This is a genomic window from Nocardioides salarius (assembly GCF_016907435.1).
GTDB lineage: Bacteria > Actinomycetota > Actinomycetes > Propionibacteriales > Nocardioidaceae > Nocardioides > Nocardioides salarius.
The window spans coordinates 4204665-4216392 of record NZ_JAFBBZ010000001.1; the positions used below are offsets into that span (position 1 = coordinate 4204665).

General features: G+C 65.9%; 11 protein-coding genes and 3 pseudogenes. 7 read left to right on the plus strand and 7 right to left on the minus strand.

From position 1 onward, the window contains the following. Window positions 1–28: 28 nt before the first annotated feature. Together JOE61_RS20165 and JOE61_RS20170 are read right to left on the minus strand one after the other, a co-directional pair. Window positions 29–607 carry a hypothetical protein gene (locus tag JOE61_RS20165; RefSeq protein WP_193670341.1) on the minus strand — a complete coding sequence of 193 codons (579 nt, stop codon included), beginning with the start codon at window positions 605–607 and terminating at the stop codon, window positions 29–31. A gap of 11 nt (window positions 608–618) precedes the next feature. After that, the gene (locus JOE61_RS20170) at window positions 619–1050 is read right to left on the minus strand and encodes a single-stranded DNA-binding protein (RefSeq protein WP_193670342.1); all 432 of its coding nucleotides are present in this window, start codon (window positions 1048–1050) and stop codon (window positions 619–621) included. Between the two features lie 100 nt (window positions 1051–1150). On the opposite strand from JOE61_RS20170, the gene JOE61_RS20175 reads away from it, so the two are divergent. After that, on the plus strand, window positions 1151–1585 hold the full coding sequence (locus JOE61_RS20175; RefSeq protein ID WP_193670343.1) for a hypothetical protein: 435 nt from the start codon (window positions 1151–1153) through the stop codon (window positions 1583–1585). Window positions 1586–1709: 124 nt separating this feature from the next. Further along, window positions 1710–2720, plus strand: coding sequence for an IS481 family transposase (locus JOE61_RS20180; RefSeq protein ID WP_204797323.1), 1011 nt, complete (start codon window positions 1710–1712; stop codon window positions 2718–2720). Here the strand turns inward: JOE61_RS20180 and JOE61_RS20185 are convergent. Genes JOE61_RS20185 through JOE61_RS20195 form a run of 3 tightly spaced genes read right to left on the minus strand, consistent with a single transcriptional unit; the run spans window position 2717 to window position 6059 of the window. Beyond that, complete coding sequence (locus JOE61_RS20185) at window positions 2717–4480, minus strand: type IV secretory system conjugative DNA transfer family protein (protein ID WP_307823127.1); 1764 nt, start codon at window positions 4478–4480, stop codon at window positions 2717–2719. The genes JOE61_RS20180 and JOE61_RS20185 overlap by 4 nt on opposite strands. Further along, on the minus strand, window positions 4477–5007 hold the full coding sequence (locus JOE61_RS20190) for a hypothetical protein (RefSeq protein WP_193671140.1): 531 nt from the start codon (window positions 5005–5007) through the stop codon (window positions 4477–4479). Before JOE61_RS20190 ends, JOE61_RS20185 begins: the two co-directional genes overlap by 4 nt. Next, a complete protein-coding gene (locus JOE61_RS20195) occupies window positions 5004–6059 on the minus strand; it encodes a serine/arginine repetitive matrix protein 2 (protein WP_193671141.1) in 1056 nt (351 codons plus the stop codon). Before JOE61_RS20195 ends, JOE61_RS20190 begins: the two co-directional genes overlap by 4 nt. A gap of 122 nt (window positions 6060–6181) precedes the next feature. Here JOE61_RS20195 and JOE61_RS20200 point away from each other — a divergent pair. The 5 genes and pseudogenes from JOE61_RS20200 to JOE61_RS20220 all read left to right on the plus strand — a co-directional run. Beyond that, window positions 6182–6594 (plus strand): annotated as a pseudogene (locus tag JOE61_RS20200) (transposase); the annotation flags it as partial. Between the two features lie 164 nt (window positions 6595–6758). After that, window positions 6759–8058: pseudogene (gene istA, locus JOE61_RS20205) on the plus strand (IS21 family transposase). Then, entirely contained in the window at window positions 8055–8798 is a 744-nt protein-coding gene (locus JOE61_RS20210; RefSeq protein ID WP_307823128.1) for an ATP-binding protein, read from the plus strand. Before istA ends, JOE61_RS20210 begins: the two are co-directional and overlap by 4 nt. Before the next feature lie 139 nt (window positions 8799–8937). Then, window positions 8938–9783: pseudogene (locus JOE61_RS20215) on the plus strand (IS3 family transposase); the annotation flags it as partial. 68 nt (window positions 9784–9851) lie between these two features. Beyond that, window positions 9852–10505: a hypothetical protein gene (locus JOE61_RS20220; RefSeq protein ID WP_193671143.1), complete on the plus strand. Its 654-nt coding sequence runs from the start codon at window positions 9852–9854 to the stop codon at window positions 10503–10505. Here the strand turns inward: JOE61_RS20220 and JOE61_RS20225 are convergent. Together JOE61_RS20225 and JOE61_RS20230 are read right to left on the minus strand one after the other, a co-directional pair. Beyond that, entirely contained in the window at window positions 10494–11210 is a 717-nt protein-coding gene (locus tag JOE61_RS20225) for a Rossmann-fold NAD(P)-binding domain-containing protein (protein WP_193671144.1), read from the minus strand. The genes JOE61_RS20220 and JOE61_RS20225 overlap by 12 nt on opposite strands. Before the next feature lie 71 nt (window positions 11211–11281). After that, window positions 11282–11677, minus strand: coding sequence for a hypothetical protein (locus JOE61_RS20230; RefSeq protein WP_193671145.1), 396 nt, complete (start codon window positions 11675–11677; stop codon window positions 11282–11284). Between the last annotated feature and the right edge of the window lie 51 nt (window positions 11678–11728).

The window sequence follows — 11728 nt, forward strand, 5'->3', positions numbered from 1 at the left end:
AAAGTCCCGCTGTCTATCGGGTGCGCGGCTACGCAGCGAAGCGAACCGCGTCTTCGATCGCTCTGCGGACGGCGAGGTCCTCGGCGACGAACGCGTTGAAGTCGGCTCGTCGGTCGACGATCTCGACCTCCGGCGCGGGCTCGTGCGGGGCTTCTCCGGGCCACGCGGTCTGCCGGGTCGGCCGGTCACGGTCCAGCCGCGTGCCGCACAGGGACACCCACTCGCGTAGCCGGTTTCGGGCCTCGGCGAAGTCTCGATGCCAGGCGAGAGGTGCTGACGGCGAGCCGTCGGGGTCGTAGGCGTTGAGCCAGTGGGTGTGGAGTGCAGAGAGTTCCCAGATCAGCTCGTCGTGGCGATGCCACAGCGGTGGGATCACCGTCGGCGGCAGGCCGTAGGTGTGCCGCAGCCAGTCCACCCACGCGTCGAGGTCGTGCCACTCATCGAATGCCTCGTCCGCCGTGAGGAGGTTCCAGTTGATCGGGCGCAGCGGGCGCTCATCGTCGAAGTCGGCGGTCCCGAAGACAGCGTCGGGACCGCCGAACTCCTCGAACGAGTCGCCGCCCTCGATCTCCAGCGTCTGCTGGTCGGATTCGACGTCGGTGCTCATCACGGTGGCCTTCAGAAGCTGACGGCGTGGGCCGGCTCGTTGACCACGTTCATCTCGTTGGTCGGAGGATCGGGCTGCTTGGCAGGGTTGCGGTCCACGACGTAGCGGGTGCGGGCGCAGTCGTGTCCGATCCGGCGGGCGACGAATTGCTCGCGGATCTCGCTGGGACCGCCGGGTCGCTCCTGCTCGTACTCGTGGATGTAGCCGGAAGCGACGATCTGGTCGCCGGGCTTGAACCGCGGGTAGGCCCGCTCGGCCGCGCGGTCGAACAGGACCAGGTCGCAGAAGACGGGGTCGAGCTTGGTGAACGACCCGTCGACCTCCTTGCGGTGCTGCTCGATGCCGACCCGGCAGAAGAACCGGGCGTGACCCTTGCCGGTGAACGTGAGCTCCGGCGCTGTCGCGATGAACCCGTGAAGGCTCATCTGAGTGGGAATCGTCATCGTCTGACTCCTGACGTCGGGCGGTGCCCGGATGGCATCCGCTCTCAGGAGTCAGGTGTGCAGCGGCGACGATCTGCCTGGATGGTTACGCTCGTTGCCGATGAAGAGCAGTGGTCGTGGCCGCGCACAGAGCGACGAGTTCTACGTCGTCGATCTTTGTGACGAGGCGTTGGGAGAGGCGGGCCTACGCCAACACAGGTTCCCGTGGCTTCTTGGTGACCCGTCTCCGAAAACTGGGAGAGCAACCGCACTTCCGGTGGATGCCTACTGGCCCAGTCGCAGCCTCGTTGTCGAGTTCTACGAGCGGCAGCACACCGAGGCGGTCGCGTTCTTCGACAAGCCCGACAGGATCACGGTCTCGGGCGTGCCTCGCGGTGAACAGCGAGCGCTGTATGACGAGCGGCGCCGTCAGCTCATTCCTCAGCACGGCCTCAGGCTGGTGGTGATCTCCCTGGAAGCCTTCGAGAACAAGCGCGGCAAGATCGTTCGCAGTCACGACCGCGACCTGGATGCGGTCGCCAGACTGCTTTCCTAGCTGTGATGCCCAGGCACGTTGGTCGAGATCCTGCTACGACACGGTCTGACATGTAGATGGACGAAGGCCTCCCCGGTGTGGAGTGGAGCTGTCTAGAAACCGCTCCGCCACCAAGGAGGCCTTCGTGTCCCACGCTACCCATGCCAATGCTGCCCTGACCCCTCGCGCCCGGCTCCGACTCGCACGCCTGGTCGTCGAGCACGGTTGGCCGCCCGCTCGCGCGGCCGAGCGCTACGACGTCTCCTGGCGCACCGCGAAGAAGTGGGCCGAGCGATACCGAGCCGAAGGCCCGGACGGCATGCACGACCGGTCCTCGGCCCCACGTCATCAGCCGAACCGGACATCGACCCCGGTGGTACGCAAGATCGTGCACCTGCGCTGGAAGCAACGCCTCGGCCCCATCGCGATCGGCGACAAGCTGGGCATGCCGGCCTCGACCGTGCACGCAGTCTTGGTCCGGTGCCGCATCAACCGACTCACCCACATCGACCGCGCCACCGGTGAGCCCATCCGGCGCTACGAGCACGAACGGCCCGGCGACCTGATCCACGTCGACGTCAAGAAGCTGGGCCGGGTCCCTGACGGTGGCGGATGGCGCTACGTGGGGCGTCAGCAAGGCGGCAAGAACCGTTCGGCGACCGTGGAGCGCACCGGCGCGGCCAAGAACAAGTGGCACAACCCGTTGATCGGAACCTGCTACCTGCACACCGTGATCGATGACCACTCCCGCGTGGCCTACGTCGAGGCCCACGACGACGAGACCAAGGAGACCGCAACCCAGGTCCTCAAGAACGCGACTGCTTGGTTCGCTCAGCGCGGCGTCACCGTCCGGCGAGTGCTCTCCGACAACGGCAGCTGCTACCGATCGCACCTGTGGCGCGACACCTGCACCGAACTCGGCATCACACCTAAGAAGACCCGGCCCTACCGACCCCAGACGAACGGGAAGATCGAACGCTTCCACCGGACCCTGGCCGAGGGCTGGGCCTTCAAGAAGTTCTACAACTCCGAATCAGCCCGCCTCGCGGCTCTGCCAGGATGGATCCACGAGTACAACCACCACCGGCCCCACTCAGCAATCGGGAAGGCAGCCCCCATCACCAGGTTGGACAACCTGGCTGGGCATCACACCTAGCGGCGGCGGAGTGCCGCTTCGACCTGGGTTCGTTGATCGCGGAGCCGCTCGGCTTCCTTGCGAGCCGTCCAAGGACGTAGGTCGGTGACCAGCGGCGGGGCGCTGCGGAGCAGTACGAGAGCGGTGCCGAATGGCAGGGTGCGAATCACCTCTGGCGGCAACACCGGCACTCGTCGCACGGAGCGTTGGAGCGACCGGGAGCCGTAGTCGCCGACGGAGACGGTGTCGGTCTTCTCGTCGCGCTCGCCGATCAGGGCGGAGAGGTCTTGGAGGTCCTTCGCCGACGAAGTGCCGCCGAGGACGACTTTGACGATGGAGGCGTCCCAGATGGCGCCGGCCGCGTGGTCGCCCCACTTGTCCCGGGCCTGGGAGAGGGACTGGAGCACGGGCATCGTGGTGATCCCGGTGCCGCCGCCCTCGGCCATGAGGACCGGCAGGGACGGCAGCGGCGAGAGGTTGCCGATCTCGTCGAATGCCAGGAGTAGCGGTGGGTCCATGCGTGCGCCGGGTGATGCGGCGGCGAGGTGGCGGGCGGTCTCGACGAGATCCTCGATGAAGGCTGCGACGAGTGACCAGGAGGCGCCAGCTCCTGCGCCGGTGGCGAGGAGGTAGAGGGTGCCGTTGCTGGTGAGGAAGTCGACGGGGTCGAAGTGCTCGCCGGGGTTCGGGGACACGGCGTCGAGGACTCGTGGGTCGGCGAGGCAGGTTAGGGCGAGGGAGACGCCCATCCAGATCGAGTCTCGGGTGCGGGGGTCGGAGTGGATCATCGACTCCAACGAGTCGGCCCAGCCGGGTGCAGCCTTGTGGTTGCTCGACAAGATCGCCACCGCGTCGGCCGCCGCAGACGGCGACAGCGTCCACCCGAACAGCTCGCGGGGACTGCGATTGTCGAGGGCAGCCGCATGGAGCAGCGCCTGGAGGGCTGTGCGGGTCTTGCCTTCCCAGAAGCCGCCGGACTCGACCCCGCCGGTCGACAAGCCGGTTGCGGACGCCAGGCCGGTGGCTCGGATCATCGCGGTGAGTGGGTCTTCGCAACCGCGCACGGGTGACCAGCGAAGGCCGGCCGGTAGACCCTCGGCAAGCCGTTGAGGGTCGAAGACCGCGACCGGTCCTCGCTCCTGGCGAGCGGTGAGGGTGGCTGCGATGTTGTCGGGTCGGGTGGCGGTGGTGATTACCGCGCCGGGGGCGTCGAGGATCGCGCTGATGACGACGTGGAGGCCCTTGCCCGAGCGGGGCGGTCCCAGCACCAGGATCGAGTCCTCGACCGACGCCCAGACGCCCTGACCCCGCGAGCGCCCGAGGAGGTAGCCGACGTCGGAGGGCTCCGGCTTGTCGAGGGACGGTCGCAGCGTCCGGCCACGCGCAAGCAGCGCCTTATCCGATGCAACCGCTCGTACGTCGCGTCCAGTGGCGACCCCTGCAAGTCGGCGGGGATCATGCGACGTCGTGTGCCTCATCGAGCCGATCCGTCGCCACAGCACGAGGGTGCTGGCGATGACCGCCGAGACCATGAGCAGCAGCACGAGCCAGTAGACCCAAGCTGCGAGTCCGTCGGCACCGAGCGCGGTGGATGGGTCGCTGGGGTGGGTGAGAACTCGAAAGCCGACCTCCCAGCCGCCAGACGGTTGCGAGGCGCCTGACACCCACGCGGCGGCAGACCCAGCAAGTCGCAGGATCGCCGCCATCAGGCCGACGGCGGCGATGAGGATGAGGCCGAGGTTGACCAGCTCGTCGTCGACTCCCTGCCCGCGAGGGTTCACGCCGCACCCCCATCGGCACTCGCGCTGACCATGACGGTGCCGGACCGCTTACCCATGAACACCACCAGGCCCGGGTGAGCTTCGAGCAGCGCCGGCGGTAGGCGCAGTCGCGCGGTGCCGTCGGTGCTGGCGACCTGGTTGGCGACCACCACGGCGACAGCGACTTCCTCGTTGGGCAGGAAGCCGCCGCCGGTCACCTCGCCGACCGTGGTCGCCGCCTCGCGCAAAGGCTTGACCATCCGCAGGCGTGGACGGGCAGGAGTGACGATGTCGGTGAAGGTGTTCCCGTCGGCTTCGTGGACCTCGACCCGCACGGCGGTCCCCAGGTCGGCGGCGATCTCGTCGAGTATTCGCTGGAGGTCGTCGCGGGTGAGCGATCCGTCGGCGGAGTAGGGCTCGTGGTCGAGCTTGACGGTCAGGAAGCCCTTCTCGTCGACGTCGACCTCGACCAGCGGCATGACCACGGGGACGCGGACCGCTTGGCGGTCGTCGCGCCGGTACGGGGCGGCAGCGTTGATCATGCTCATAGCCCGATCGTCTCCACCTGCCGCTGAGCGACCGTTTGCACTCGTGCTGCCCCACGCCCAGCAGCGAGCGCTTCGCGGTCGAGTCCGGGCGGGTTGCCGTCGCCGACCTGCGGGGTGTCGAGCTTGTCGAGGATCGTGACCGCCGAACCCCGCACACGCTCGGCGGTGGACTGCACGACCTCGACGGGCGTCTTGCCCGGCACGCTCGACGCCCAGGAGGCGACGTACGGGATCGTGTAGTCGTCGGTCGCCAGCCCGTGCGCCGCGCCGACCATGAGGGCGACGGACTCGGCTTCGACCTCGGCGATGCCACGGTGCATGGCGGCGTCGGCATTGTCAGGTCCGTGGAGCATGACGTGCCCCAGCTCGTGGGCCAGCGTCTTGACCTGGGCGGCGTCGTCCATGTCCATCCGCACCGACACCTCGCGGGTCATGTAGTCGGTCAATCCGTTGGCGCCACCAATCGACCTCGCATCCGAGACGAGACGCAGCTCGAACCCGTGCCGGCTGATCTGGTCGGCAAGGCCGTCCCACAGGCCATCCGGTGCCTGGCCTTGGAGCAAGGCGGGGCGCGGCGTCTCGGGGATCGGCTCACCGTCGGTCTGGGAGATGTCCCAGACGTGTGCAGGCTTGAGGCCAACCAGCTTGGAGCGGACAGCGTCGCCGAAGCCCGGCTTCTCGCCGCGGGCGAGACGTCGCCACGAGTCCGCGTCGGCAGGATTCGAGGAAGCGAACCGAGCGGTAACGGGCGCGAGGATCGCGTAGCCCGACTGGCCCTTCATCACTGCTCGGTTGAGGCTGAGCCACTGGCGGAAGCCGGCGGCGTACGTCGGCACCGGCTCGGGCACCCGCCCCTGCTGGAACGCCGCGTAGTGCTGGACGTGGATCAGCATCGTGTTGTTGAAGGACCGCGAGCGGAACTTCGCGGCGAACTCCAGGGCGCGCTTCCAGTCGTCGCCGGTGACCAGCGCGCTGACCGACTCGGTGAGCTTCTGTTGCAGGGTTTCGAGCTTCTCTTCACGAGCGGCGAGGTCTCGGGTCTGGACTCTCATCGGATTCCTCCTGCCTTGGTGGCAGGCAGGTGTGCTGGTGACGACGTTCACGAACTCGCGCGGTGCGATGAATCGCCCTGGGTTTCTTGGAGGCTCCCGACCTTGGAAACGAGGATGGAGCCATGCCGAAGGAGCAGGTGCCCGGGAAGCCGCAGACGCGGCGATACACCCCGGATGAGAAGGCAGCAGCGGTCCGGATGGTCCGCACGCTGCGAGCAGAGCTGGGAACCGAGCACGGAACGGTTCAGCGGGTCGCGACGCAGCTGGGCTATGGCGTGGAGTCGGTCCGTCAGTGGGTCAAGCAGGCTGACATCGACGAGGGCCACGCACCCGGTGTGACCACGGCCAAGGCGAAGCGGATCAAGGAGCTCGAACAGGAGAACCGCGAGCTGAAGCGGGCCAACGAGATCTTGAAGAGGGCCGCCAGTTTCTTCGGGGCGGAGCTCGACCGCCAACACAAGAAGTAGTCGCGTTCATCGACGCCAACCGCGACGACGTCGTGGGCGGCAGGAAACTCGGAGTCGAGTCCATCTGTGAATATTCGCCTTACTGGGGTCCAGCGGCGGCGTGTTCCGGGGCCGTCGGGGTGACTGCTCGTTAGCGGGCTTGGGGGCCGGTGTTGGCGTGGTTGGGGGCCACCCGTTTCTAGGCTCCTCCCGCCGTGCGTATAGGGCGCACAGCGGAAGGAGCGGATCATCGATGGTACGGAAGATCAAGGCGAAGCTCGTGCTGCAGTTGCGGGCAGAGGGACTGTCAGGGCGAGCGATCGCGTCCTCGCAGGGAATGTCACGCAAGTCCATCTCCGCGGTGCTGGACGCTGCGGACGCGTCGCGTGTTGGTCACAAGGCCCGCCCAGACGGTCGAGGTCGACTGGTCCGGCCCGACGATGCAACTGAGCGACCCGATCAGCGGAGCCACGAGGACGGTGTACCTGTTCGTGGGGTGCCTGCCGTTCAGCCGGTACGCGTTCGTGGAGCCGACCCTGGACATGAAGCAGGACACCTGGCTGCGGGCTCACGTGGCGATGTTCGAGGCCTTCGGCGGTTCGGTGCCACGGATCGTGTCGGACAACCTGAAGACCGGAGTGATCAAGCATCCCCGTGACGGCGAGATCGTCCTCAACGACGCCTACCGCGAGATGGCGGGCCACTACTCGGCTGCGGTGCTGCCAGGCCGGGTCAGGAAGGCCAAGGACAAGGCCAGCGTCGAGAACACCGTGTGGCACGTCGCGATGCGAATCATCGCCGACCTACGTGATGAGAAGTTCACGTCGCTGCCCTAGCTCAAGGCGGCCATCACCAGCCGCGTGGAGGCCTACAACGTCGAGCCGTTCCAAAAGCGACCCGGCTCGCGGGCGAGCGTGTTCACGGCCGAGGAGCAGCTGCTGCTGCGGCCGCTGCCACAAACGGCCTACGAGATCAGCCGCTGGGTCTACGGGCGCCGGGTCGGGCGCAACGGGCATGTGGTGTGGGAGAAGAATTTCTACTCCGTGCCTTTCGCCCACGTCGGCGCCAAGGTCGACCTGCGTATCACCGACCGGGTGCTGCAGGCCTACCGCGGCACCGAGCGGCTGACCAGCCACCTGCTGCTGCCGCCGGACGCGGCCAACGAGTACCGCACCAACGACGCCGACCTCCCTGCCGGCGAACGATATCGCCAGTGGGACCCGGACCGGGTCAGGGACTGGGCTGAGCGGATCGGTCCGGCGACGGTGAGCGTGGTGAATCGGATCTTCGAGTCCGTCCCGGTCGACGAGCAGGGCCTGGACGCCGCCCTGGCGGTGCTGCGGCTGTCGCGACGTTTCTCGGCCGAACGGGTCGAGGCAGCCTCCCGGCTGGCGTTGGCAGGTCGGGTGCGGTCCCCGCGCTATGCGCACCTGCACCCCATCTTGGCCACCGGGCAGGACAAGACCGCCGGGCTGCGGCCGCCACGGACCGAACCAGCAGAAGCCGGTGGCTACGTCCGTGGTGCCGGCTACTACGCGGGCGGTGCCAAGTGAACGGCATCGACATCGAGACCAAGCGCAAGCTCCGTGAGATGGGCGCTGCGCCGCTGCTGGAGGCGCTCGAGGCCCAAGACGACACCCTGACGCTGGGGATGGGCTTCGGTGAACGGCTCCGGTTGGTGGTCGACGAGGCACACTCGACGTTCAACCATGCCAAGGTCGAGGGCCTGATCCGCCGCGCCGGACTGCGGCACCCCGGCGCCGACCTGCGCCGGCTCGATCTGGTCGAGGAACGTGTGGACCGCCAGGTGATCGCCCAGCTCGGGACCTGCACGTTCATCGAGCGACAGCAGAACGTCGTGTTCCAGGGCTTCACCGGCTCCGGGAAGTCCTACCTCGGATGCGCGATAGCCAAGCAGGCCTGCCAGCACCGGATCCGTGCCCACTACATCCGCATGCCCGACCTGGAAGAAGCCTGGGCGCTGGCCAGTGACAAGCCACAAGGAGCGACGAAGTTCCTCAAGAAGTACGCGGCCTTCACGCTGCTGGTGATCGACGAATGGCTGCTCGACCACCCCGACGACGCGATGCGCAGCATGCTGTTGGAGCTACTGGAACGCAGGTACGACACCGGGTCCACGGTGTTCTGCACGCAGTACGCCAAGAAGGACTGGCACCAGCGGCTCGGATCAGGAGTGCACGCCGACGCGATCATGGACCGCATCGTGCACAACACCATCTGGGTCGATACCGGCAACCACAACATGCGTGAACACGCCTCGATGAACCGGTGAAAACAGCCGTTGGGGGCCGGTGGCCCCCACACCCGCGGCCACTGGCCCCCAACGGCAAGATCCACGGCCCCCAGCCATCCGATCCAGTGGTCCCCAAGCCTTCAAATACTCAATCTGCAGCACCCTGTCCAAGGCAGGGCTGCAGATGGCTCCGAGCACCTACTATGCCGCGAAGTCCAGGCAGCCGTCGGCGCGGGAGGTCCGCGACACAGAGCTTCGGCCGATGCTGCGGAGCCTGTGGGAGGACAACTTCCGGGTCTATGGGGCACGGAAGCTGTGGAAGGCCGCCAAGCGCGCCGGCCACGATGTCGGCCGTGACCAGGTCGCCCGGCTGATGCGCGCCGAGGGCATCGAGGGTGTCCGGCGCACCAAACGGGTTCGCACCACCAAGCCGGACCCGGCTGCTGCTCGGCATCCGGATCTGGTGAAGCGGGACTTCACCGCCACCGGCCCGAACCAGTTGTGGGTCACCGACCTGACGTTCGTGCCAACGTTCGCGGGGATCGCCTACGTGTGCTTCATCGTCGACGTCTTCAGTCGGATGATCGTCGGGTGGCGGGTCGCGTCGAACATGCGCACCGAGATGGTGCTCGACGCGATCGAGATGGCCCGCTGGTCACGCGGCACCCAGCTCGAGGGTCTGCGGTGTCACAGCGATGCCGGGTCGCAGTTCACCAGCCTGCGATACGGGGAGCGGCTCGCTGAGATCGGCGCCGTGCCGTCGATCGGGACCGTCGGCGATTCGTATGACAACGCGCTCGCCGAGACGGTCAACGGCTACTGCAAGGCCGAACTCATCCGCGGCCCTGCACGACCGGGGCCGTGGCGCACCGTCGACGACGTCGAGCTCGCCACCCTCGGGTGGGTCCACTGGCACAACCACCAGCGGCTCCACGGCTACCTCGACGACCTACCGCCAACCGAGTTCGAAGGGAGGTTCTACGCTACCCAACAGGGCGAGAGCGCCCTGGTTGAAATCAAATGACCAGAGCCTCCATCAGACCCAGGGCGATTCACGACTCCAACGGGCGCGCTCGTGGGAGGATGTTGAGAGTGGAGTTGGCGGCGGGCTTGGCGCCCTTGTTGGAAGACCCCAACGTGGGCGTGCTTCGTGCCCGACCAGAATTACGAGTTCTAGTCTCTGGCTGGTCCGCTAGTGGAAAGTCCGTTCTTGCGCGCCACCTTGCCGCACTACTTGAGTGTGAGTACCTGTGTGCCTCGAATGTCCTCACCACCGAGTTGGGTATGGAGTCAGTGGACTGGATCGACGAGCGCACGCGGGTCGAGGCGCTTCGGTCTACAGAGCACGAACGGACGTTGGATGATCGACTCCTGCATCATCTGAGCGAGTCGCCGCGCATCGTGCTCGATTCCTGGGTGGCGCCATTTCGGTCAACCGTTCACGACGTCGCGGTTTGGATCGAATGTGACCTTGACTCGCGAATTCAGAATGCGATCGGACCCGACGGTAAGAGGAACTATGCCGCGACAAGACGAGTTCGCGACGGTCTCGTCGCCAAGGATGACGACAGTGTCCGTCGATTTAAGAGCGCCTACGGATTTGTGTTTGGGCCTGACCCGAACGTCTTTCAAGTAATGGTCGATATCAGTGACGACATCTCGGCCGAGATTTCCAGCTGGCCAAACGAGCGACTGGTCGTGGCTCGGAAAATCGTCAAGGCACTCGCGAATCAGTTAGCCGGGTGAGCTACTTCGATAACCCTCGTTGATGTCATGTACGGCCCGAAGCAGTTCGAAGGAGACCCCAGCCTGTCGGGCGACGTGGAGAATGGCCTCCAAGTCCTTCGGTAGGCAGCGTCCTCCGAAGCCGCGCGATCGAGTGAAGACGGCGGTGTGGTCCCGTTCGACTCTCGGGTCAAGAAGCCAAGCCTCGCGAACTGCAAACCAGTCCGCGTCGAGTGCTTCACACAGGTCGAAGAACTGATTCGCAAACGTAACCTTTAGTGCGAAGTAACTGTTCTCCATGTACTTTGCCAATTCAGCCTCTGACGCGGTGCAGGTGAAGATACGCGTCTCGGCTCCGTGAATTTCCGTCAGGCGCTCTGCGAACCAGCGTGCGTCGGAGGGTTCGCCTCCTATGATCTGGAACAGGCGATCATTTGCCCAAGTTCCCCAGTCTTCTTGTGCGAATGCCGACTCGCCGACGTACTCAGGACTGAAGCAGACTGACTTTCCGGTGCTCGCTGCAAGCTGCTCGGTGGTGCCGGGCGGGACCGTCGACCGGAGAAGGACTCTTGTTGTTGGAACCTGCTTGATGGCGGCCACCACGTCGGTTAGATCGGCCGAGCCGTCATCCCGTCGCGGAGTTCCGACACATACCGTCACGAAGTCACAGCTCCCGAGGGCCGGCGCCGGGTACTCGTCGTGAATCGCGCGGTCGAACTCGACCACGTCGACATTCTTCTCCCGGAGTCTGCGGGCCACGTTCATGCCAACGTGGCCCAGTCCGATCACTCCAACTCTCATTGGCGCCCCCTGTTCACGAATTGAGTCGTGACGTGTTGCCAGACGCCCGCCTCCTCATTGAATTTTGACTCGGCCATCGAAAGCGCATCTCTTGATGGACCAAATACGACAATCGCTGGTCCAACTGACGACAGAAGAGGCGTGTATCCGATGTCCGCAAGCAGGTTTGCTTGGTGCCGGACCAGGTTTGGCTGGATATCCCATTCTTCTGGCTTCGAACTCGCCTGGTTGAATCTTGCCAATCCTCGAATAAAGTCATCAAAAGACGGTTCGAAGATGGCGGGCAGTACATCGGTTAGAAGTGCCGAAAGCGCCGAAAGCGTTCTGTCTTCAGGAACGGGTAGAACGCGGGCCCAGAAGCCTGAATCGGCGGTAGCGTCGAGGCCCTGCATCTCTCGGGGCCATGCAATAAGTGCCCGCCATTCCCGCGGGAACCTCAGACG